The sequence below is a fragment of the Streptomyces sp. NPDC017979 genome, assembly GCF_044328175.1.
Classification (GTDB): domain Bacteria; phylum Actinomycetota; class Actinomycetes; order Streptomycetales; family Streptomycetaceae; genus Streptomyces.
Map to the genome: position 1 here is coordinate 1 of NZ_JBIRGU010000008.1, position 23,044 is coordinate 23,044.

15 protein-coding genes and 1 tRNA gene are annotated in these 23,044 nt (G+C 65.8%); 10 read left to right on the forward strand and 6 right to left on the reverse strand.

What is annotated here, in order from left to right; genetic code table 11:
• The 3 genes from ACH4E8_RS20990 to ACH4E8_RS21000 all read left to right on the forward strand — a co-directional run.
• Positions 1 to 843 (forward strand): alkaline phosphatase family protein (locus ACH4E8_RS20990; protein ID WP_398450337.1); only part of this gene is annotated, 843 nt, incomplete at its 5' end.
• Positions 840 to 2,006 carry a sugar phosphate isomerase/epimerase family protein gene (locus ACH4E8_RS20995; protein ID WP_398450339.1) on the forward strand — a complete coding sequence of 389 codons (1,167 nt, stop codon included), beginning with the start codon at positions 840 to 842 and terminating at the stop codon, positions 2,004 to 2,006. The genes ACH4E8_RS20990 and ACH4E8_RS20995, both read left to right, overlap by 4 nt.
• Positions 2,007 to 2,210: 204 nt before the next feature.
• The gene (locus ACH4E8_RS21000; RefSeq protein ID WP_398450341.1) at positions 2,211 to 2,858 is read left to right on the forward strand and encodes an HAD family acid phosphatase; all 648 of its coding nucleotides are present in this window, start codon (positions 2,211 to 2,213) and stop codon (positions 2,856 to 2,858) included.
• Between the two features lie 29 nt (positions 2,859 to 2,887).
• Here ACH4E8_RS21000 and ACH4E8_RS21005 read toward each other — a convergent pair whose 3' ends face one another.
• A complete protein-coding gene (locus ACH4E8_RS21005; protein WP_398450343.1) occupies positions 2,888 to 4,678 on the reverse strand; it encodes a S8 family serine peptidase in 1,791 nt (596 codons plus the stop codon).
• Positions 4,679 to 5,140: 462 nt separating this feature from the next.
• Here ACH4E8_RS21005 and ACH4E8_RS21010 point away from each other — a divergent pair.
• Positions 5,141 to 5,228 (forward strand) — tRNA-Leu (locus ACH4E8_RS21010).
• A gap of 242 nt (positions 5,229 to 5,470) precedes the next feature.
• Here the strand turns inward: ACH4E8_RS21010 and ACH4E8_RS21015 are convergent.
• Positions 5,471 to 7,273, reverse strand: a complete 1,803-nt coding sequence (locus ACH4E8_RS21015; RefSeq protein ID WP_361535540.1) for a hypothetical protein — start codon at positions 7,271 to 7,273, stop codon at positions 5,471 to 5,473.
• A gap of 95 nt (positions 7,274 to 7,368) precedes the next feature.
• Positions 7,369 to 8,370, reverse strand: a complete 1,002-nt coding sequence (locus tag ACH4E8_RS21020) for a hypothetical protein (RefSeq protein WP_398450345.1) — start codon at positions 8,368 to 8,370, stop codon at positions 7,369 to 7,371.
• A gap of 21 nt (positions 8,371 to 8,391) precedes the next feature.
• Here ACH4E8_RS21020 and ACH4E8_RS21025 point away from each other — a divergent pair, with 21 nt between their 5' ends.
• A complete protein-coding gene (locus tag ACH4E8_RS21025; RefSeq protein WP_398450347.1) occupies positions 8,392 to 8,712 on the forward strand; it encodes a helix-turn-helix domain-containing protein in 321 nt (106 codons plus the stop codon).
• Between the two features lie 210 nt (positions 8,713 to 8,922).
• Here ACH4E8_RS21025 and ACH4E8_RS21030 read toward each other — a convergent pair whose 3' ends face one another.
• Positions 8,923 to 9,444, reverse strand: a complete 522-nt coding sequence (locus ACH4E8_RS21030; RefSeq protein ID WP_361535534.1) for a hypothetical protein — start codon at positions 9,442 to 9,444, stop codon at positions 8,923 to 8,925.
• 278 nt (positions 9,445 to 9,722) lie between these two features.
• Between ACH4E8_RS21030 and ACH4E8_RS21035 the strand changes: the two genes are divergently transcribed.
• Positions 9,723 to 10,490 carry an IclR family transcriptional regulator gene (locus ACH4E8_RS21035; RefSeq protein WP_361535531.1) on the forward strand — a complete coding sequence of 256 codons (768 nt, stop codon included), beginning with the start codon at positions 9,723 to 9,725 and terminating at the stop codon, positions 10,488 to 10,490.
• 24 nt (positions 10,491 to 10,514) lie between these two features.
• On the opposite strand, the gene ACH4E8_RS21040 is transcribed toward ACH4E8_RS21035, so the two are convergent.
• Together ACH4E8_RS21040 and ACH4E8_RS21045 are read right to left on the reverse strand one after the other, a co-directional pair.
• Positions 10,515 to 10,961, reverse strand: coding sequence for an NUDIX hydrolase (locus ACH4E8_RS21040; RefSeq protein ID WP_398450787.1), 447 nt, complete (start codon positions 10,959 to 10,961; stop codon positions 10,515 to 10,517).
• 1,152 nt (positions 10,962 to 12,113) lie between these two features.
• Positions 12,114 to 12,635 carry a VUT family protein gene (locus ACH4E8_RS21045; protein WP_099280465.1) on the reverse strand — a complete coding sequence of 174 codons (522 nt, stop codon included), beginning with the start codon at positions 12,633 to 12,635 and terminating at the stop codon, positions 12,114 to 12,116.
• 554 nt (positions 12,636 to 13,189) lie between these two features.
• Between ACH4E8_RS21045 and dpdE the strand changes: the two genes are divergently transcribed.
• The 4 genes from dpdE to dpdH are packed head-to-tail and all read left to right on the forward strand — an operon-like array spanning position 13,190 to position 23,042.
• Entirely contained in the window at positions 13,190 to 16,471 is a 3,282-nt protein-coding gene (gene dpdE / locus ACH4E8_RS21050) for a protein DpdE (protein WP_398450350.1), read from the forward strand.
• A complete protein-coding gene (dpdF, locus tag ACH4E8_RS21055; protein WP_361535524.1) occupies positions 16,464 to 19,067 on the forward strand; it encodes a protein DpdF in 2,604 nt (867 codons plus the stop codon). Before dpdE ends, dpdF begins: the two co-directional genes overlap by 8 nt.
• Positions 19,067 to 19,978, forward strand: coding sequence for a protein DpdG (gene dpdG / locus ACH4E8_RS21060; protein ID WP_361535521.1), 912 nt, complete (start codon positions 19,067 to 19,069; stop codon positions 19,976 to 19,978). The genes dpdF and dpdG overlap by 1 nt, the downstream gene beginning before the upstream one ends.
• Positions 19,971 to 23,042, forward strand: a complete 3,072-nt coding sequence (dpdH, locus tag ACH4E8_RS21065; protein ID WP_398450352.1) for a protein DpdH — start codon at positions 19,971 to 19,973, stop codon at positions 23,040 to 23,042. The genes dpdG and dpdH overlap by 8 nt, the downstream gene beginning before the upstream one ends.
• Positions 23,043 to 23,044: the final 2 nt, after the last annotated feature.

The following is a 23,044-nucleotide window of genomic DNA, read 5'->3' on the forward strand; positions in this document are numbered from 1 at the left end:
TACGACCTCCAACGCCACGGCCCCAACGACCCCAGGGCCAGACAAGCTGCCGCCGAACTCGACACCGCGCTCGCGCCCCTCCTCGACGACGCCCGTCGCACCGGCCGCACCGTCGTCGTCCTGTCCGAATACGGCATCACCGACGTTACCCGCCCCATCGACATCAACCGCGCCCTACGCCGCGCCGGCCTGCTGGAAGTCCACACCCAGGACGGCATGGAGTACCTCGACCCCATGACATCCCGGGCCTTCGCCGTCGCCGACCACCAAATCGCCCACGTCTACGTGAAACACCCCGAAGACCTCCCCACCGTCCGGGAACTCCTCACCAGCCTGCCCGGCGTGGAAGACGTCCTCGACGACGAAGGCAAGAAGAACCACGGCCTCGACCACGAACGCTCCGGCGAACTCATCGCCATCGCCGCACCGGACTCCTGGTTCACCTACTACTACTGGCTCGACGACACCCACGCCCCCGACTTCGCCCAACTCGTCGAGATCCACCGCAAACCCGGCTACGACCCCGTCGAACTCTTCATGGACCCCAACGACCCCTACGTCAAAATACGCGCCGCGACCGCGGTAGCCCGCAAAAAACTCGGCCTCCGCTACCGCATGGCCGTCGTCCCCCTCGACCCCACCCCCATCCGCGGCAGCCACGGCCGCCTCCCCACCAACGACAACGAAAGCCCACTCCTCCTCTGCTCCACCCCCCACACCATCCAAAACCGCATCAAAGCCACCGACGTCAAATCCCTACTCCTACGGCTCGCCGGCCTCGACGGAGCGTCACCGGCGGCCTCGGCTCCCCTCGCACCCTCGCCCGAAAGTGAGAGACCGTGACCTCCTTCAAGTCCTCCTCCACCACCGACGAGTCCCTGCGCCGCTCCCTCGGGGTGGACCGCCGGCGCTTCTTGACCACCTGCACCGCGGTGGGCGCCGCGGCCGTCGCGATGCCCGTCTTCGGCGCATCGCCCGCCCTCGCCGACGCGGCCGACCGCGGCAAGGGCCACGGCCACGGGAACGACCGCAAGGCGCTCGTCCCGTCGCACAAGCGGGGCCTGATCCTCTACACCGTCCGGGACGCCACCGGCCGCGACCCGCTCACCAGCGACCTGCCCTCCGGCTTCCGCGAGGTCTTCAAGCAACTGGCCCGCTACGGCTACCGCCAGGTCGAGTTCGCCGGCTACGGGCAGCACGCCAACGCACCCGGCGGCGCCAACCTGGAGACGCCGGCCGGCGCCCGGCTGCTGCGCTCCTGGCTGGACGACTACGGGCTGCGCGCCCAGGGCAACCACGGCTTCATCCCCGCCTCCTGGCCCCTCACCACCCCCGACCTGGACCGCTTCAAGCAGGCCCTGGAGATCGCCAACGTCCTCGGCATGGACCACATGGGCACCGGTGGCGACCCCACCTGGGGCTCCACCAAGGCGGAGTGGGACCAGGCGGCGGAGAAGTGGAACGCGATGGGGGCGATAGCCCGCCGCGCGGGCATCAAGCTCTACACCCACAACCACGACGGCGCCTACGACTTCCTGCTCGACGGCGGCCCCCTGGACGGCCAGGGCCGGCCCACCCGCTCGTCGGGCATCCGCAAGCTGGAGTACTTCCTCAAGCAGACCGACGCCAAGAGCGTCTGGCTGGAGATGGACGTCTTCTGGGCCCACGTCGCCCGGTACAAGTTCCACACCTACACCGCGCACGACGGCTCGAAGGTCACCAGCGTCTTCGACCCGGCGCGCCTGGTGGCCCGCAACAACAAGCGCTACCCGCTCTTCCACGCCAAGGACGGGGTGGTGAACACCTCCAGCGGCCAGGGGTACGACATGGTGCCGTTCGGCACCGGGGACATCGACTACGAGCGGTTCTTCTCCCGGGTGGGAGAGCGGAACTACCACAACCCGATGGTCGAGCAGGACAACGCGCCCAGCGGCTCGGCCCCGGGCCAGTCCCTGGAGTACGCCCGCGTGGGTTACGACAACCTGGCCTCGCTGCGCAGGCGTTGAGGCGTGCCGGCCGGCCCCTCGCACCTCGGCGGGGCGAGGGGCCGCCCGGGAACCGTGGCGGGCCTGCGGACGGTACGGACAGAAGGTGAACGTCTCTCACATATTTGCTACCGGGCGGTAGTGCCGGGGCCGCCCGACGGACATGATGGGCCGCGAGCATGACAAGGACGTCCTCGCCCCCCACTTCCTTCCAGGAGCTGCCTCATGCCCGTGCGCACCCGCACCGTCCGCCCGGTCGCCGCCGTCGCCGCGCTCACCTTCGCCGCCGCCCTCGCCGTACCGACTGCCTCGGCGTCCGCCGCCGAGCGCGGGGCACCGGGCCCGAAGCACCCGAGCAGCGCAGCCCTCGCCGGCGTCGACTACGCGACCTGGCAGCGCGACGTCGCCCCGGTCGTCGCCCGGGCGCGGACGCACGTGGCGCAGCGCACCGCCGGCGCCCCCTCGGGCGAGCGCCGGGCGATCGTCCTCGACATCGACAACACCTCGCTGGAGACGGACTTCCACCCCTTCTGGGAGTACCCGACCGACGCCATCGCCCCGATGCTGGAGCTGGCGCGGTTCGCGGACTCCCGCGACGTGGCCGTCTTCTTCGTCACCGCCAGGCCCGGCATCATCCAGGGCCTGACCGAGTACAACCTCAAGAAGGTCGGCTACCCCGTCGACGGGTTGTACGTACAGCGGCTGCCCGATCTGTTCCACGAGGTCAGCCGGTACAAGACGGCCAAGCGCGCGGAGATCGAGGCGAAGGGCTACACGATCATCGCGAACATCGGCAACCGCCCCACCGACCTGGTCGGCGGCCACGCCGAGCGCACGTTCAAGCTGCCCGACTACGGCGGCAAGCTGACCTGACGGCCGCGCGGGGCATGTCGGCGGGGCGGTCACTGCCCCTGCGTCATCGCGAAGTACACGGTCTGCGACCCCGAGGGCACGTTGAAGCCGTTCACGCGGACGAGCCAGTCGCCGCCGGCGTTGCCTCCCGAGACCCGGCAGCGCTCGAACACGCTGCCCGTCGAGACGCTGAACGCTTCGACGGCTCCCGTGGCCACCCGGACCAGCCGCAGGTCGATGTCGTTGTGGGTGCCGGACTCGGGCCACCAGATCGCCGCGTTCACCGCCTCGGCCGACGCGGCGCCGCCAAAGGCGATGTCGAGGGTCTGCCCGTTGGACACGGTCGTCTTGCCCCACCAGGCGTGGGAGTTGACGGGCAGCGACAGGGGTCCCGCTCCGGCGATGTTGTCGAAGTTCGGCCGCTGGCCCGAGAGGATGAGCTGCGCGTACACCTGACCGGGGTCGATGGGGTCGAAGGGGCCGCCGCGCAGCCAGTTCCGCAGCAGCGCCGCCGCGCCCGCCGCGTAGGGCGTGGCACCGCTGGTGCCGGTGAAGACCTGCCGGGCGGTGTCGGACGCATTGCTCGCGGTCTCGGTGTTCGTCGGCGCCTGGATGTCGGGCTTGACCCGGTTGTCCGCCGTCGGGCCGCGGCTCTGGCTGGCGATCAGGTCGAGTGTCTGGACGTCGAAGTTGCCCACCCCGATGGCGCGGCGGGCGTTCGCCGGGCAGTTCACCGTGGAGAAGTTCGGCCCGTTGTTGCCGTTCGCGGCGATGACCACCGCGCCGGCGTCGAACGCCGCGTCCGCCGCCCGGGCGAGCGCGCTGTCGTGGTCCCCGCCGCCCTGCATCTCCGCGACCAGGACCCGGTCGGCCACCGCCACGGCGGCCTGGAAGCCGCGGATGGCCGCGGCCTCGTCCAACCCCTGGCACGGGTTCGCCGTCGCGTACACCTTGAAGCTGTCCAGGGTGATCGCGGTGACCCCGCGGAAGTCGTTGCCCTGGTTGCCGTTGCCCGTGATGATCGCCGCGGACGAGGTGCCGTGGTTCCAGCAGTCGTCATTGGGGTTGAGGTTGCTGCCCGTGTTGCAGTCGGCGCCGCCGTTGTTGCAGTCCCGGCGGAAGGCGATCGTCGTGGGGTTGTTGAAGAGCGTGTGACTGAACCGCACGCCGGTGTCGAGCAGCCCGATGAACCCCGCGGTCTGCCCCAGGTCGAAGTACGGGTCGGACACGATGCGGGCGCGCCCGTCGTCGACCTCGTCCTGCGGCGGGACCTCGCCGGAGTGGCGGGGCTCCACCGAGACGACGTCGTCCCGGGCCGCGACGGACTCCACCGCGCCCAGCGGCAACTCCGCCAACACCCCGTTGATCAGCCAGAAGCGCTCCACCACCGTGGCCCCCAGCTCCGCCAACTCGGCGGAGACCCGCTCGTACCCGTCGGCCCGGTCCTGCTGGAGCGAACGCACCAGGTCGGCGCAGCGCTCCTGGACGAGGACGTTGCGTTCGGAGTCACGGGGCTCGTCGGCCACGGGCTCGGGGAAGCGGGGGACGGTGACGGGGTCGTCGAAGACGACGACGACCTCCGCCCGGGCGTTCGCGTCCTGCGCCCCCAGCAGGTCGCGCAGCACGGGATGCACCTTGTCCCGCTCCCGCGGTGCCTCCACCCCCTCGACGGACTTGGGCTCGGGCTCCTCCTCGTACCGCCGCGCGACGTCGGCGAGCCGCGTCCGGGTGACCTCCCCGGTCGGCTCCCGGTCCACCTGCGCGCTGTACACGATGTCGAATGGGTCCTCCCGCTCGTTCTCGGGCAGGGGAAGACCGTTCGGATTTCCGGTGCCGGACATGGCGTCCTCCTCGGAGCGTCGTCCGTGGTTCGCCGGCCCGCGGTCCTCCGGCTCAGCCGTCGCCGGGCGTAGACGCGCCGCGTCGACCGTCCTGACCTTGTCGATCTCGTCGATCTCGTTCGACCTCGTGGTCCTGGGGTCGCACCGCGTCACCCTCAGCAGCGAGGCGGGAACGCGCCCCTGGGCGAGCAGGGGGTTCCTCGGGCCTGCACTCCCTCCCATCGCACCACACGCCGCGGTCCACCGCATGCCCAACGCCCCCGAACCGTGCCGCGCAGCCAGCCGCCGTGCTCACGTTCCGTAAGCCCCCACGTGCCGTCCGTCGACCGCGCTCCACTGGGTGTCCAAGGCGTGCCCCACCGTCACGCCCACCTCCCTGACCGGCGAAAACGTGGTCGATGACCGCCTCAAACCCCTGGTATTGTTGTCTTGTCGCCACGGGGAAACCCGAGGTGGTCACCGGTCCGGGTGGCGGAATGGCAGACGCGCTAGCTTGAGGTGCTAGTGCCCTTTATCGGGCGTGGGGGTTCAAGTCCCCCCTCGGACACCAGCAGGGACGTTCACGAGATCGTCCCGAAGCGTTCACGAATTACCGGTCGAGTCATGTGACTCACCGGTAATTCGTCGTTTCTGGGGCCTCGAGCCTCGTGATCGGCTCGATGAGGAGGTGAGGCGGTGGCGGTCCAGGCACTGCGCCTCTCACCTGCGGAAACAGGACATGCCTGCGCGACGGCTGGTAGCCGTGGCGCAGGCATGTGGGGTTTTCAGGGGGTGGAGCGCGGCGGGGGTGTGTCACTCGCGTGGCGGAGGCTCGGCATGCTCGGTCGGGAGCGGTCGCGCCTGCTGAGGATCGGAGTACGCACCGAGGCGGGTTGCGGTGCTCTGCGTGCCGGCTCTGCGGGGCTGGATGCCCTGGTCTCGGAGGAACCGTCGGATGGCTCTGAGGTTCGCCACGAAGATGATGACGGCATTGAGCAGGGTCTGTGCGACACGTCCGTGCGGCAGGCGGAGCTGCGGATTGTCGATGCTGTCGAGGGCGGACTTCTTGAGGTTGCCGTTGCCGCCCTCGTTCTGACTGCGCAGTCCGGACCAGGCTTCCTGCCACCGAGGCGTGAACAGGGGGTATTTCTGCCGCCACTTGGCCAACACGGTGCCCGGGACTGTGACGCTCTTCCCCCTGCAGATGTCTGGGTAGACGGGGGTGTCCCGCTTGGGCCTGGGGATGGTAGGCAGGGCTGCCGGGTTACGGACAGTGGGGGCGTCGAGGTCGACGACGGTGGACGGGCGTGGCTGGGGCCGGCGGTAACAGGTGACCGTGGCGTGGGACCCGAGGGCAGGGCACTGTCGACGCTGGTCCCCTGCGGGCCCGTACTCCTTGATCTTGGCCTGGTAGTCCTTCCGGGACTGGATCAGGTTGAGTGCGTGGGCGCGATCCTCGTCCGCGCGGCTGTCGATGTATGTGGCGCCCGCAGTGATGAGCGGGGTGGGCATCAGCGGGCAGTAGAACTCACCGCCGACCAACTGCATGCCGCGGAACTCTCCCTGCCGGTCGACCTTGTCGTCGTTGTAGTGCTTCACCGCGTTGAGACCGAGTTTCAGCAGCTGCAGATGCAGGTTGTGAGGCTTGGCCTGGGTGATGCCCCGGTCGGCGCAGAACAGGTCTTTGACCAGGCCTCGTTCGAAGGCCGGCTGGATGGCGCGCAGGGCGGCCGGGCCGGGTTCGGTGCCCGGCGTGCGAAGGATCATGCCGAGGCAGACCGCGGGGTAGGCGCCGGCGAGGTCGCCATGGCCATGGCCCGGGAAAGCAGCCATCATGGCGTAGCGGAACTCTCTCTTCTCCGAAGCTTTGACCTTCTTCTCCTGGCCCGACCTGCTCTTGCGAGACACTGGCTTGTTTGCCGTGCCGCGCCGGGTGCCAGTGTTCGTGGAGGCCGGAGCTTTGCCGCTGGGCCCCGACTTCTTCTGCGTTCCTCCCTTCACGTACATCCCGGCGGTGATCTCAAGCGAGGCCCGGTCCTGGTGGTAGTCCGGCTCTTTGCCCCAGACCGGAACCGGAGTGTCGTCGACCGCGATGTGGCCAGGCCACCGAGCGAAGTCGCCGCGCCGGTAGGAGGCCATCACCGGAGCGAGAATCAGATCCTGGGCGATGGCCTCCAGGTTGCGCACGGTGTCCTGGTTGTCGCGGGCATTCCACTTCCGTCGGATCTTCTTGGCCTCACTGAGCGACAGCCGCTTGCGGCGGTCGTGCGGTGCAGGGTCGAGGCGCCGGGTCATCGAGGACCAGGACCGGTAGACGCGCTTCGACGTCGCGTACTGATGGTGCGCGACGCGGTCGATTTCTTCTCGGGTCGCGCCCTCGCGGATGTGCAAGTCGACGTCGGGGACGTCAAGGAGGGCTTTGGACCCTGGAGACAAGGCGAAGAAGAGCGTCTCCCATGCGTCGTTGATGTTCGCGCTCTTGCCCATGTACTGCGACAGGATCAGGCCGATCAGCACTGTGCGGAACGGGAAGCCCTTTGGGCCTGGCCGGTGCTCGTTGAGGGGAAGGCGTTCCAGTACTCCGCTGTGGCGCACGAGGTCGAAGACCTGCCTCACAACGCGGTCGTTGAGGGTACGGCCGGGGGCCTGCGGTGCAGGGCGTAGGGCTAGGCCGGTACGCCGGCAGGGTTTGTCCTCTGGGTTCTTCCTGCTCATGCCGCCCCGCGCAACAGATCGGATGCCTCCGCTTCGGGCACGTCGTGCAGGAAGACGAGGTAGCGCGAGAGGCTGTGCAGGGTCCCGAGTCCGGACGCTTTGAGGATCACCCTCAGCGGAATGCCTGCATTGAGCAGGTCGACGAGCCAGGTCGTGCGCAGCCGCTGGGTCTGCAGCACGGCGCCGTCACAACGGCCGATGATCCGTGGGTACCTGGCCAGCCAGTCCGACGCGATGTGCTTGCTGGTTCGGTCCTGCCAGTCCGGCCGGAAGGCGTACGCGTCTGCCGGGATGTGGGCGGCTTCCGCCAGCAGCAGTCCCTCGTAGGCGTACCGGCATACGACAGTGCGCGGACGGCGCCCGTGCACCTTGACCAGTGCCCGGCCGGTGGGACCCGCGAGGATGTCCCGCCCCTGAACGTACACAAGATCCTCAACGGCGAGCCCGCAGCCGACACCGAGACAGAACAGAAGACAGGCGTTGCGCCGCTGGGCGGGGGTGGGCAGGCTCTGCGCCCAGATCAGCCAGTAGGCGATTTCTGCCGGCGGGTAGGGGGCCACTGGGGCGGCGGTGGCCTTCAGCCGGATCGGCGGATGCTGTCCGAGCTGGTCCAGCAGGAGTGCTTCGGAGGCCCGGCGCAGCTGGCTGCTGCAGGTTCGGCGGCTGTTGGCGGCCATGTCGCGGCAGCCGACGAGGATGAATCGTTCGACGGTGCTCTGGTCAAGGATCACCGAGGGTTCGAGCGGGAGGCCCTGGGACTCGACCCAGGCGACCAGCCGTGCGAGCGGCGTCATGACCACGTCTGGGCCGTAGGGTCCCGCTGCGACGGCCATGAATCCCAGCGAGCGGACGACCGGAGCGATGCGGCGCCACTGGGCGGGCGGCACCGTCTCCGCCTTCGGTGCGTAGGCCAGCAGGCGATTCGACACAGCGACCTCCAGGCGCAAGGCCCATGACAGGTGGCCGGTTAACCGGCCACTGGTGTCAGTGTCGATCACGATCTGAAGGAACGCATCTTTATGACCGGAGGCCGAGCGCGCACGGCGCCGCCATGGAGCTACGCCGTCGATCCGGAGGAGTGGCCGGATGCCCGGATCGCCGGGGAGCCCGCCGCGGCGGTTGTCCAGACGATTGCCCGCCGCCTCGCCGCCGCCCTGCGTGAGAGGCCGGAGCTCTCGCTGCGTGCTCTGGCAGCCCAGAGCAACGTCGGCAGACAGACCATCGGCGATCTGCTGGCTGGCGGCACCTGGCCGGATGTGCTGACGGTCTGCCGACTGGAGCGTGCCCTGGGCCTGGCGCTCTGGCCCGGATCGAATGCGACCCAATGTGCTCATGACTGATCCCCAATTGCCTCTTTGAGGTCAGTCGTGCACGCTCAAGCGCGAAATGGCGCAGATGCCCTCTAGCGCCACCCGTGGGAGCGCTAGAGTGAACGTGCGCGACGGACCGGAACCCTGCTAGGAGAAGCGTCCGTTCGCGTGTTTGGCGGCCTCCCTCGACCGCTAATCGAGGGAGGCCTGCTTGTTGGGTGAGGGTCGTTCTCGGGTGGATCAAGCGGCCCTGGATGACAGCACGGCCCGGAACATTCCCGGTGCTACGTTTTCCACCTCGCCAAGTTGCTTCATACGGTTGAGGGTTTTTCCGACGGATGAGCGAACCGTCGCGTCCGCTCCCGGGCGCACCGCCGCCGCGATATCGGTGATGGACATTGCCTCTTGAGCAGCGCACAGGAGTGTGAGGATCGCATCGCGCATGCTTCCGTTACGCGGTGGCCCCAGGGCCCGAGTGCCAATCCCCGGGCGCGCATCTTCGGACGAAGGATCCTCGTCGGTGACAGACACTTCAGACGGACCCTCCCAGGAAGGCTGGGCGGTTTCCGCGTCCTCGCCAGTGTCCGGCGGCTCTTCGCGGACATCGGTGGATTCGGCGCCCTGGCACATCATCGCGTACACAGCTTCCAATGTCGCCAACTCGCCGCGCAGTGAAGTGATCAGCTCCTTCACAGCATGCCGGGCCTGGCCGATGTAGACACCCTTGTCTGACGCAGGTGCGCTGGTCCGGTATCCCGCCATGGCGAACTCCTAAGGAAGGTCGCTGCCAGTGTAGGGACGGCACACTGTGGCACGCACGCAGTTCCTGTGAGGCGCTATCAAACGGTCAACAGTGCGCTCAAGCCCGGCAAGTTCGGTCGGAGTTGGCGCAGGACTCAACCCGTCTTGGCACAGAGTTGACTCGCCGGGTTTGTGCGATGCCGCACCGGCACTGTGAGACGTGCCATCACAGAATCCTGGCGTGTGGATTCTGTCGAAGCTCCCGGTCTCCGGGAACGTTTGAGCGTTACGGTTCCTTCATGGTGGATGGCAAGCATCTGTCGGCGACAGAGGCCTTGGCGTCGGTGACGAAGGCCCTGGATGTTCTAGTCCTGGCGTATGACCGGGGGGAAATCGGTGTTACCGAAACCGCCCGGGAGCTCGGTATCTCACGTTCCACCGCACACCGCATCCTGGTCACCCTGCAGCGCACGGGTTTCCTGCGTCACGATCCTGGCCAGCGCGGATACTCAGCGGGTCCGCAGCTCGTACGCATGGGACTGGCCGCGATCGCCCAGCTGGACGTCCGACGACAGGCGCGCAGACCCCTGGAGGAGCTCTCCGAGAAGCTGCAGGAGACGGTGTGCCTGTACTCCCTGGATGCGGCGGTCGTCCGACTACTCGACGGAGTCGAGTGCCGGCATGTCCTGCGCGTCAGTGTTCCGCTCGGACAGGAACTCCCCGCCCACGTCACAGCGGCGGGCAAGGCCCTGCTCGCACTGCGCGACCCGGCAGATGTACGCGCGACACTCCCGGCCGCGCTCCCTGCCACGGCGGCAGGAAGTATCACTGAGTGGCCGCTGCTTGAGGTGGAGTTGGAGGAAGTCAGAGTCCGGGGATGGGCGGCAGACCTCGAGGAAAGCGCGCACGACCTGCACGGTGTAGGCGTGGCCATCCGCAACCGCATCGGGGAACCGCTCGCCGCGATCTCCGTGTACGCACCCGCCGTACGTCTGCGTGAACAGGACATGCCAGCGGTTGCCGCGGCCCTGCAGGAGACCGCCATTACGATCGCCAGGGCAGAGTGAGAGCGGGTGCCGAGGTGCGGGGGCTCAAGGCCCCAACGTGATCCGCCCGTCCGGGATCCATCCTTCCAGGTATCCCGTCAACAGCACATCCACATCTGGCAGATCGCACCGCGTGCACAGCTCCTGCCACTGCTCAGGCCCCGCCCAGCGTGTCGCTCCCCTCCAGGGCTGATGCTCCGGCGGAGCATCAGCCGCAGCGAGACGAAAGATGAACACGTGTGCCTCTCGACGGCTCCGACCTATGGGCACAGGTACCTGAGCCCAGCGGCATCCTTCAACAGTGCCCCCGCGCACCGGCATCGCGCCGACCGCATCGAAGAGTACGCGCACTGCCGCCTCACGGTAGGTTTCTGTGGCTCGGACGGATCCTGAAGGGAGCACCCATCGGGGAACAGTTCCAGGCAAGTCGTCTGCCACCAGAGCGAGCCGCCCGTCCGAGCTCAGCAACGCAACGAACACCACCCGCCGCATCCTGGGGGGCGGCACGGCAGGGAGCCCCGAACTCTCGGCAGCGACCAGGAAAAGAGGCACGGTCCGATCCTGACATGCGGCCGCTTAACCGGCCACTCGTGTCCTGGATCGACGCGAGTTTCATCTCGGAGCTCGATGCGACGAATATGGTCCGCGTCTGGGCAGCGGCCGGCCGCACGGCTACTGCAGCGACCGTTGCCTGCGAATTGTGCAACGACCTCCGGTGATGTCGCTGTTTACCGAATTAAGCCTCAGAGCGGCGTCCTCCAGTTTCATCTCCAGACGCTTGGTCTGCTGCCCCACCGTAACCACGAGTTCGATTTGGGGTCTCGCGTACAGAGGCGAACGAAGCCTCACTATCCCGGATGGCTCTGCTCGAGCCGGCAACGCCGGCTCAGATCGGTCTTGTGTCCCGGAAGGCCGTTGAGGTGGGCAGGGCCGGCGAAGGCCGGGCTCGTGCCGACCCGCCGCTACAGATAGCGCGCGGCCCGGGCCGCGCCCGCGAGACACTGCAGCACTCCGCCTGTGCCTTAAATGGCCGCCCGAAGGCCGCGGGAGCAGGTACTCCCGCGGCCTGCCTCACGGTTCTACGGCCAAGGCCAGTGGCCCCAGCTCGCCGCCCCGAGCACCAGGGACGCAACTACTGCACCGGCCACAATCGCGGGCGAGATGTACACCGCGAAGACGGTGCGGCCGCCGACCAGCAGTTGTACGTTTGCGCGCCGTACATGGGCGGACGTCGACGACGGCGCCTCCGGGCCCCAGACGTCATCCGCGAGGCCATGCCCGGGTGGCTGCTGGCTGGAGCCTGTGCCATGGTGTGTACTCACCAGTTGTCCTTTCGCATGAGCACGGCCGCCGTCTCCCTGGCCGCCAAACCTGAAGAAGACGGTGGCACGCGACATTCGGTCCCCCCGGGTTCGAGAGGACACAAAAGGGCCCCACCAGACCTAGGCATGGTGGGGCCCTCATTGATGACGCGACCGTATCGGAGGCGCCAGGAGCGAGGCAAGTTGACCCTGCGACTCGTGCCCTGGCGTCAATGGCCAGACATTCACGGGGAGTTGTACCGGTACTGCGCATGCACAGGTCAGTGCCACGCGAAGCCCACACCGGCACCCCCGATGACGTCACCAACGGTGCTGAGGGTGATCAGGCGTTCGCGCTCGCCTGCTTGCGGCGTCGAAGGAGGGCCAGCACGGCGATTGCAGCGAAGGTCATCCACGCCTTGCCGAGAATCTGGCCGGGCAGGTACTCGAAGGAACCGAAGGCCAACTTGAGGAAGAGGAGGCTGTCTGCGAGCAGGCCGACGGCGTTCGAGGCGAGCATCGCGATCAGCAGGCCGCGCTTCCGGAGAGGCTCGTAGACGACGAAGTCCATTGTCTCGGCCACCGCGAAGGCGGCAGCTGAGGCGCCAGCCAGCGCCGGGTCAGCAAGGAAGTACGACAGGATGGTGCCGACGGCTATGGCCGCGAGAACAGCACCACGGCCGGCGGACTCACGGGCGAGGTCCCGAAGTACCAAGGCGAGACCCACCATATAGACGCCGGCAGGGGCGGCGTAGCCGAAGCCGACGGGGACAGCTCCGAAGTGGGTGACGGCAAGGTTGGCGGCAGGGATGGTGGCGACGTAGGCGACGAGGGTCGCGATACCGGCAGGGGCGGGGACGTTCACGGTCTTCTTTCTGTTTCAGTGATGTGGTGGTTTGCGCCGATACCACGCCGTGGACGGACAGCGAGGCGAACGCCCAGACAGTACAACCCAGGCCACTGACATCGGCACGGCTCCTGGCCTTGGAGAGTCTGTCTGGGAATGAGTGCACTGCCGGCAGCATATGCAGACCAGGGCGGCATGAGTCGGCTACATGCGGGCGCACCTGGGAGCGCGCCTCGGGCATGCACTCGCAGGTCAGGCGGAGGTCGTTCCCCAGCGGTCGCGCGAGCGTCGTTGCTGTGCACGGCTCGCTGCGATGGCGGTGTCACCTCTGAGCAAGACGTTGTTTCAGCCGTAATCTGCGGCGCGATGCACTTAGCGAACCAACCCGATAGATCCACTTAGTACCCATTAGACGAGTATGCGGCGACCGTAGGGAGACGCCGCAGGGGCACCTACTCTCCAGTATCGAAAATACATGCGAATTCCCGATCTACTCCGTCGACTGCGTTGTCAGTGGATGCGCTTAAGCTCGTGCCAGTTGTTGAATCAGCAGGTGGGGGGCGAGCAGGCGGATGTCTTCGGGCTTCGCGGTTGGACACCTCGTCGAGTTCACGGGGGCTCCGGGCATCGGCCGGGTTGGCGCCATCGACGGCGAGATGCTGCGCGTCGACTTCTTCGAATCAGTAGCCGAGGAGGTCGTCCACTCTCAGCGTGTGCCGGCGAGGAGCTGCTGGCGTGCCAAGCTCGAAGCCGAAACGCGGGTCTACTGGCGCGAACCGAGCACCGGAGATTGGCTCGCGGGCCGGGTTACGGGGGAGCGTCTCCCGGAATACTTCATCCAGGTCCCCAACAAGAAGTGGAACGAGAGCGCGAACGAGTGCGATCTCCGAGTGCGCTGGGACCGCCCCGTTGGTGATCCCCTCCAAGTCCTCACGAGCGGTGGTAGCGAGTCGGGGTTCTTCCGCGACGCTCGGCTTCCCTTCCTGCGTGACCTCGTTGCCCAACGAGCTGCCTGCGCGAACATGGCTGCGCTGCTGTCCTCGGCTGCCGAGGTCTTCCCACATCAGATCCGCGCGGCAATGACGGTGCTCACTGATCCAGTGCAGCGATACCTCATCGCAGACGAAGTAGGCCTCGGGAAGACCATCGAGGCTGGTTTCGTCATCCGGCAGACTCTCCTGGACGATCCGCAGGCACGAATAACGGTCGTTGCCCCCGAGCCACTGCGGCGCCAGTGGGACAAGGAGCTCCGCAACAAGTTCTTCGTCGACGACTTTCCATCGGCCCGAATTGTGATCACGTCTCACGAGACGCCGGAGAAGTGGTCCGCGTACCACGACAGTGCACTTGTCGTCGTGGACGAAGCCCATGCACTGGTACAGAACGCCGACGAGGGCCTCTCGCCCTACCGGGAACTAGCCGCCCTGGCGCACTCCGCACCAAGGCTTCTGCTCCTGTCCGCGACCCCCGTGACTTCGCACTACACCACTCACCTCGGCCTGTTGCACCTGCTCGACCGCGACCTCTACAGCTGGGACGACCGCGAAGCTTTCGAGCACCGTTATGCCCTACGAGCCGTGTTGGCCGACAGCGTCTACGCCCTGGATGCCACATTCACCTTTCTGCTGAGGTCCACGCTCGACGACATCCGGCGGATCCTTCCCGATGACCCCCGATTTGAGCACCTTGCAAAGCGGATCGTCGAATGTCTCACTGAGGACGATGACCTCCGCGATGAAGTAGAACCCGATGAGCTCTCCCTGCGCGTAGAGGAGCTGCGGGGCCACATCAGCGAGACGTACCGTCTCCACCGCCGGGTGATCCGACACCGGCGCGATCAGGTGGAGAGGCCCGAAGACGATTCCGAAGAAGGCGAACCCTACGCTGTCCGCGGGCGGAAGCTCTCGGACGTCATCACCCTGCCGTCCACCTTCGACGCGGTCGAAGCCGCCCTTACGGAGTGGCGGATTGGCGTCTCGAGTTCCTTGCTCGATGCCGGGCTTGAAGATCAGACCACCGCGTACGCCCGCATCCTCGGTGTACTCACGTCCAGGACTGGTGGGCCTTTCGACGACTTCGTCGACGCCCTGCGCTGGCGGGTCCGCAGAGATGCCGAGGCGGCGCAACGAGCCGGTCTTAGTGCCCAGGAGCAGACCATGCTCGCCGCGCCCACTCTCATCCCTGCAGAGGTGGAAGCACTCGACGAGCTAGAGAGGCACCTCGGCGAAGCAGAGGGCAACCAGCCGCTCAAGGCGACGGTCAACGCCCTCGTCCCAATTCTGAATCGCGGTGGACGCATCGTTGTCTTCTGCGGCCCGGGACTGCTGGCGCACCAACTGGCAGCGCGCCTACGGCGGTTGTCTCGTACAGCCTGTGTTGTGGAGCACACCGCACAAGCCGGAGCGGTGGCTTCCGAGGATGCGGTCACGAAGTGGCGTACGGCGCCGGGCACGTCCGTCCTTGTCGCCGACCACACCGCCGAGGATGGGCTGAATCTTCAGGTCGCGAGTGCCGTCGTTCACATGCGTCTGCCGTGGAACCCCAACCAGCTCGAACAACGGATCGGGCGGGTTGACCGTTACCCCAGTGGCGAGTCCGTCAGCCATCTCGATGAAGCCAGCCAGTACGTAGTCAGCGTAAGCGCCGAGGATGAAGCCCTTGGTACGGCGTGGCTGAACCTGTTGCGTGACGGCTACGACGTCTTCTCGAGGTCCGTGTCGACACTGCAGGACGCCATCGCAGAAGGCCGCGACGCTGTCTGGAGCGACGCCCTACGAGATGGCCCGTCCGGGCTCGCGTCCTCTCAGCAACGAGTTCAAGACCAGCTCCGCGAAGCGCGCCAACAGATCGAGAAGATGGACATGCTCGAAGCCATCTACCTTGATGTCGATGGCCGAGACAGCATGGTCAAGAACCTCAGAGGGCTAGAACTGGAGTGGAGGGAGATCCAGCGCGGCGTCTTCCGGTACACAAGCGCAGGATCTGGTGGTATCAACATCCGCCACTACGAGCGCACAGCCGGCAAGAGCGTCTTCGACCTCGCAGGGTCACGGCCGCAGGTGCCGCCGCGGCTCTACGTGGCGCAGACCGCGGCGCTGGATCCTGCCATGGCCCAGGGGACGTTCAACCGGTCCAGAGCCCTGCGTGATCCTGGCACAAGGTTGTTCCGCATAGGCAACCCCTTCATCGACGCGCTCGCCGCGTTGAGCGACATCGACGAACGTGGCCAGGCCACTGCCTACCAGCGCGTGGACCCCGGCCACATGGGTGACCCGGAGCCCTACTTCGGCTTCGACTTCCTGGTTGAGGCCGACGTCTCCGTGGCGGCAGAGGTGATGGCCAACCGGGAAGAGGTGAAACGGGCGTTGCAGCGCCAGGCCGATCTCCTCCTTCCGCCGTTCACGCGCAGAGTGTGGGTGCGGGCTGGAAGCGCCGAGGCGCTGACGCTGGCCTCGGCGCTCGAATGGCTGAACAAGTCCTACGACAAAGAGTGCCAAAACCTGAGTGGCCAGCGGATTCGTGTCCTCATCGACGTCTTCGGTAACTGGTCGGAGTTCCGCCATGCTGCTGAGAACGCCGAGAAGGTCGCACGCGACGAACTCTTCCGCGTCACTGACCTGAAGGCACTCTGCGCCGAGGCCCAGGAACGCGGTCGCCGGCGACTCACCGTGACTCGGGCGCAGGCAGAGGCCCGCAGGGCTGCCGGTCGCCTCCTGCGTGAGGACGAAAGCCAACTGACAGACGTGAAGACCGCCGGTCTGCTCATCGACGGCCTCATGCAGCCCAGCGTACGGCTCATGTCTGCAACCTGCGTTCTCCGCGCTGGGAGAAAGGGGGCACAGGTAAGTGCGTGACAGTTGGATTGGTGCACAGCAACTCTTTGACACCTGGCCGTTCGTTGTCCCGACGCCGGAGGAGCCGGAGTACAGCGGCACATTGCGACGGCTCAAGGATGCCCTCGACGGCCTCGCTGAACAGACGGCCTCGTGGCGTGACGTGGCAGCATTGACACGGCAGATTCTTCTGGAAGCTCAGGCCAGCGGAAACACCTATGGTCTCTCAATTCCACCTGGCGCACCGCTGCCCATGCGAGAACAGTGGGAACAGATGCACTGCCATGCACTCCCGGACAGCCGTCGCGTCTTGGTCACAGCCCGGCCGTGGCATCCTGGCAGGGAAGATCAGAAAGCTGACGAAGCAGCCACGTACGACTTGGAGCAGGTCCACCTCGGGGAAAGCCTCCAACCACAGCTTGAGTTGGAGCCGTGTCCAGCTGACCCCTTCTGGATCCGTGCTCTCGGCAGCCGTTACGCCCAGTACAAGTCAATCGGGCAGCGGCAAGCTGCGCGCGCTGTGGCACTCGCAGAGCCTGGCAGCACTGTCATCGCTTGTTTGCCCACTGGCCACGGCAAGACCGCCCTCGTACAGGCTCCGGCTCTGCTCGCAAGTAACCGTATCGGCGTCACCTTGGTCGTAGTGCCGACTGTCGTACTCGCGTTGGACATGGAACGTCGTGCCCAGGAGTTGCTGAACAGCCGCGGGCGACGAAGTCCCTCCGGCCGCTACGCTTACATCGGCGGCCTCGACGAGAACCTCAAGCAACAAATACGAGAAGATATCCGAACAGGTAAACAGCGGCTAGTCTTCACGAACCCTGAATCACTCGTTTCTGGACTTAAGTCTGCGCTGGAAGATGCTGCCGAGGCAGGTCACCTTCATTACTTCGTCATTGACGAGGCCCACCTCGTCGAGCAATGGGGCGAAGGCTTTCGACCTGAGTTCCAAACCATGTCCGTCCACCGTCGGACCTGGCTGAGCGCAGCACCACCCGGACGCGCACCCGTGACGGTCTGCATGAGCGCCACGCTCACCGAGCAGCAGGTAACCACGCTCGAGAAACTCTTCGCAGACCCCAAGCCAGCCGAGATCGTTTGGGGCGCCCAGGTGCGCCATGAACCCAGCTACTACATTGATGCCTTCACCGACGAGGAGCAGCGCACCGAGGCAATCTTTCGCGCCATCGACCGTCTACCGAAACCACTAGCTCTGTACGTGACAGAGCGGAAGGACGCCAAGGCGTGGCTTGACCGCCTACGCACAGCCGGCTTCGCACGAGTAGCTGACGTCGCAGGCTATTCCAGCCCCGACGAACGCCGAAGCGTAGTGGAAGGCTGGAGCGGCCGTTCCGCTTCCGGCCCTATCCCCACCCGGTACGACATCGTCGTAGGAACTTCAGCCTTCGGCCTGGGTGTAGACCTACCCGACGTCCGCAGTGTGGTGCACGCCTGCCTGCCCGAAACCGTCGACCGCTACTACCAGGAGGTAGGGCGCACAGGCCGGGACGGACGTCCGTCCGTGGCCTACCTGGCGTCCGCCCCCCGGGATGAGCCCGTTGCCGAGGGCATCAATCGGCAAGCAATCATCGGTGCAGACAAAGCGTGGTCGAGGTGGCGGTGGATGTGGACGCTCAGGGACAAGACATACCCACGTCAGCGTCACTACCTCGTCAACCTTGACTCCATCCCGGACAACGTCCACGACACCTCGGAGGCAAACCGCGACTGGAACATCCGCACCTTGAACCTCATGTTGCGCGCCGGGCTCATCGGTCTCCACGTTCCTGAGCCGCCCCAGCGACACGACGACGAACCACGCGCAGCCTTCCAGGAACGCCTCGACCGGTTCTACGAGGTGGCATCCACGCATGTGGACGTCACGCTCGAAGACACTCAGACCAACGACGAGGAGCACTTCCGGACTCGGTTCGAAGCGGAGCGCCGGCGCTCAATCACCGCGCAGCGACAAGCCCTATCCGATCTCCGCACCCTGCTACGCGGTGATCGATGCACAGGCGAGGTTCTCCGCACTTACTACCGGGTTCAGCAAGGTGGCGCCCCACTGCTGACGGGGGTGAATTGCCGAGGCTGCCCCAGTTGCAGAACGACAGGCCTTCCGCAGGAGAACGGCTTCTACAAGCTGGCCGGAGACCCTCATCCACTGGTTCCAGCCCCTAGGCGGACCAGCCGCGATCCACTCCGAAGCATGCGTGGCACCGCGTCCTGCCTCAGTTTGTGGTGGGGGACCGAGACGGACCGTCAGGTCAAGGTGCCTCGGCTGCTGGAGATGTTGGCCCTTCGTGGCATGAATGTGATTGGTGGGCCAGGGATCACCCCATCTCTAGCCGAAGCTCTTCAGGAGGATGTGGCACCGCGGCCGATCATCTGCGACACCGACGCGGATCTGCTCCGCTTCTACGAAGGCCCCATCGTCTGGGTTCTGGACGATGATCTGTCACCGATGGCCCGGGTGCTCAGGTCGCGGCTTGACTCACCAGATGTGGCCTACTTGATCCACGCGCGAAGTACGCCGGATCCGAGTCGCCCAGGCCTGGCCTTCGGTGCTCTTCATGCTCAAAGTTTCTCCGTACAGACCGCGTTGGAGTCGTTCTGATGGCCCTGATCAACGTGGACGCCTCGCGCCCCGACCCCATGTGGGCAGTCGTCCGTCTACTGGCCCATTCGAAGAAGCCGGTACCACTCAACGGCGCCCGCGCTCTGCTGAGTCCACCGACCCTCGCATCCGGTGACAAAGACGCGTCGGAGATGTTCAACAAAGCCGTCAAGACGCTGCGGGAGCTCGGGCTGCTCCACGTCGCCGAAGCCACCGGTGAGCTGACGCTCATGGGACCCGCTGAGCATCTCGACGGCCAAGACTGGGACGCATTCGCGGCTGCGCTGCGCAGCGCCGTCTTTGCACCTGAGCGCAACAGCGGCTTGGGGGACAACGATGAACAGAGGGAATCCCGAGACCTCACGCGTGCCCTGGCATGGTTCCTCACGCTAGATCCCATGGGCCCTGCTGTGGACTGGGACCAGGCGCAGGATCTCATGAAGGAGACCCCTCTCAGACCCGAGGCGGGACCGGCTGTCGTGAACGCCGAGCGATGGCGACAGTTCTGCGACTGGGCCCCCGCGCTAGGGCTCGCAGCACGACCACTCCTTGCCGGCGGAGGTGGCAGTCGATTGGTACCCGACTGCACCGCAGCGGTCAGATACGTCATGCAGTGCCTATGGGAGCCGGGTCGCCAGGTGAATGCCGTAACAGCCGTCCGAAGCGTCCGCGAGCACTTGCCGGTACTCTCCAGCGGCCAATACTCCCTGGCTCTCCACCTCCCCAACCCCGGTGACCGTGTAGCGGGCCCTGCTCTCTCCTTTGCGCTGCTCCGCGGTAACGACGAGGGCTGGCTGCGCCTAGAACTCGATTCCGATGCCGCATTGGTGCTGCAGGTGAGCGATCCAGAGCAGCCCTCGAGTCCTCGCTACGTAAGCGACATCACGATCCAGGAGGCCCCCAGTGCCTGACTTCCGCGGAAAGGCCTGCTGGGATCCCGCAACGGCCGCCAATACCATTAGCGTTGAAGCCATCTCGCCATCTGCGGCCGTGTTTCGGGCCACTCATGCGCCGTTGCGAATCCAGCGAGCGCGGCTCGACGGCCGGCAACTCGTGCTTGAGGGTCAGCCGGTCGACGAGGGGACGGTTCTTCACGACTTCTTGAATCATGAGTCCAACAGCGGTGCACTCCTTATGCCCATCGTGGGCGAGTCCGGGTCGGGAAAGTCTCACCTCGTCAGATGGGTCCAAGAGCACCTCGAACTGGTCGACGACGGGCGCCGTGATCGCGAGATCATCTACCTTGAGAAGCACAGAACAAGCCTCAAGGCAGTGGTGCAAAGCCTGATCGCCAAGGCAGATAGTGATGAACTGAAGCAACTCAAAGCGGAGATCGACAAATTTACCGCTGACATCGACGCATCAGTGCTGGCTCGGCGACTGATCCACTCCCTCAACGAGACCCTCGTAGCCGAGACCGGCCGCGGCGTCTCGGGGCCGGCGCGGCAACTCTTCGGCCCTCATGGTCTCGGAGCACTACTTGACGATCCGCACGTCAGCGAATTCATGCTCCAGCCCGAGAAGTTTGTTCCACAACTGGCCACGTACCTCCTACGAGACCGCACCAAGGGTGACAAAGATCGCCCGCCGAAGTTCACAGTTGATGATCTCCCGCTAGACATCACAGATGTCAGCAAGGCTTCGGCGCTGGCCAAGAAGTGGGTACAGGTTCTCAGCGCCAAGGCCGAACTCCAGGAGATCGCGATCGACCTCCTGAACGAGCACTTGGAGACTGCGATCAATCGCAGCTTCAACCTCGGCATGGGCCGCTTGCTGGAAGCGATGACCCTTGTCCGCGAGGAGTACCACCGACAGGGCAAAGAGATTGTTCTCCTCATCGAAGACTTTGCTCTCATTCAGGGTGTGCAGAAGGACCTGCTGGACGCCGTTGTCGAAGCCGCTCACCGTGAGGGAGCGACACGACTAGCCCCCATCCGGACCCTTATGGCGGTAACAACTGGCTACTTCCGTGACTTGCCAGAGACCGCGCTCACCCGTGTACAAGCAAACCTGGGCTACGCGTATGACCTCGATGTTCCGTTCAGCGAAGAAGACACCGGTGAAGAAGCCATCGCTGCATTCGTTGGCCGCTACCTCAACGCAGCGCGCATCGGCAAGGATCAACTGGAACAGGTAGGCGGCGCCGAACCGCCGAACGCATGTGACACCTGCCCCCTGCAGCCCCGTTGCCACGACGCGTTTGGAGCATCAGCGGATGGATACGGGCTCTACCCCTTCAACCGCTCAGCCCTGACTCGCATGGTCCACTCCACCGCTTCGAAGGATGAACCCTGGGGGTTCGTCCCCCGAACGGTGCTCGGGAGTGTGGTACGGCCAATTCTCATTGAGCACGCTGGTTCACTACGGCGCGGAGAGTTTCCCGATGCGGCCTTCTCCGAAAGCTTCCCTACGGCTGACATCGACACAACGCTTGACACAGCCGTGCGATCGTTCATCGATACCAATGATCGGGTGGCCGGCCCACGGCGACGGCTGATCCTTGAGTTCTGGGGCGACGCCGCTGCTCAGGGCATCGAAATCGATCCCACGGTGTTGGAGGCGTTTGCTCTCAACCCCCTGGCTGCGGGAGTCCAAGCCCCTCCGCAGCAGCCACAACGTGAGGCTGAGCCTTCCCCCCAACGGAGCGCCACGCCAGGCACTGCCAAGACGGAAGACAAGACTTATCGCCTGTCCGTTCAGCGGAGCCTTCAGAACATCGAGGAGTGGGTGACCCGCGGCGACGATCTCAAGCAGGATCACGCCCGAGCCATCCGCACAGTCATCGCAACAGCGGTAGCGGAGCGGTACCGCTGGAACGCGCCGCTCATGCAGGCGCAGAGCAACGTGAAGGAGAAGGGCTGGCCGAATAACGGCACCGTCGTCAGCATCGAAGGCTCTGCGGTTGCAGGCATCACAGGCGCTGATAGCGCGCCGATCCAGTTCAAGCGAAGTGCCACGAACAGCAGGTTCTTCCAGAGCTTGATCCGTGCGCAGAACGGGTTGGACCAGGTACGCGGTGAGGACATCCGCAGGCTCGCGACCCTCGCCGAGCGGCACGCCGGTGCGCTGGCATCCCGAATTCAATGCAACTTGGAGATCACGGACGACGACCTTGTCCTTGCCCTACGAGCGTCCGTTCTGGGAGCCGTTCTTGCTGGTCGCTCCTGGCCTGGCATGAGCATCGAAGAGCTCCTGGCGGCAGCGGTGGACGACGGCGAAGCTTGGAAGGGTACCGGCGTCATGTCAAGGCCGGACCGGTGGACCGCCGCCCTCAACCAGCACCTGTCGGCGCGCAGTGCCCTGGTGAAACGTATTCGTACCGGGATCGGCATCTCGCAGGGCAGCAGAGGAGCCGTGGGCATGATCGATGCAGCCCGGGCAATCCCTCTGCTGGAAGAGGCAACAGCCACCTGGGCGTGGGAAACGCCAACGGGCAGCGTCCCAGAGTGGGCGAAGCCCGCAGTCAAACCATTCGCGTCATGGTCCACGCTGATCGACGGGCAAGTCACGGTGCTCAAGGACTGGCTGAGCGACATCCGAATGCGGCAACCCCGCAGCACCCCGGGGAACCACACCCTGGCCAGCATCAGAACTGCCGTCGACAGGGCAAGAGAGGTCAGTCTGTCGTTGCCCGCCCAACGAGCGCGTGAACTCGATGCTCTCCTCGAGCAGGCAGTTGCTGTGGAGTGGTCCACGATCTCCGCTCTGGAAGATGACCTGGCCCGGTGCTTCGACGACGATCGCCCTGAGGCGTCGCGTCTGATTGCGTGCATCCGCACGGCCGCCCAGGACCGAGGAGCTTCCATCGAAGTTATCCGGAACCTGCTTTGTGTCGCTGATGAGTGGCTTGATGAGGCACTGAAGGGTGCCGAGATGCGGGCTAGTTCTTCGGCCGCCAAGAGCGCAGCCGAGGGCGTGCAGGAAATCATTGCCGAATGGCATTCCCTGGCAGTCGAAGGGGCTGATCAACCGTGACT

What these genes read in the sequence shown, in the direction of transcription:
- ACH4E8_RS21000 (WP_398450341.1), top strand. Translation starts at nt 2,211, where the DNA reads ATGCCCGTGCGCACCCGCACCGTCCGCCCGGTCGCCGCCGTCGCCGCG.
- ACH4E8_RS21005 (WP_398450343.1), bottom strand. Translation starts at nt 4,678, where the DNA reads ATGTCCGGCACCGGAAATCCGAACGGTCTTCCCCTGCCCGAGAACGAG.
- ACH4E8_RS21025 (WP_398450347.1), top strand. Translation starts at nt 8,392, where the DNA reads ATGACCGGAGGCCGAGCGCGCACGGCGCCGCCATGGAGCTACGCCGTC.
- ACH4E8_RS21030 (WP_361535534.1), bottom strand. Translation starts at nt 9,444, where the DNA reads ATGGCGGGATACCGGACCAGCGCACCTGCGTCAGACAAGGGTGTCTAC.
- ACH4E8_RS21035 (WP_361535531.1), top strand. Translation starts at nt 9,723, where the DNA reads ATGGTGGATGGCAAGCATCTGTCGGCGACAGAGGCCTTGGCGTCGGTG.
- ACH4E8_RS21040 (WP_398450787.1), bottom strand. Translation starts at nt 10,961, where the DNA reads ATGCGGCGGGTGGTGTTCGTTGCGTTGCTGAGCTCGGACGGGCGGCTC.
- dpdE (WP_398450350.1), top strand. Translation starts at nt 13,190, where the DNA reads ATGTCTTCGGGCTTCGCGGTTGGACACCTCGTCGAGTTCACGGGGGCT.
- dpdG (WP_361535521.1), top strand. Translation starts at nt 19,067, where the DNA reads ATGGCCCTGATCAACGTGGACGCCTCGCGCCCCGACCCCATGTGGGCA.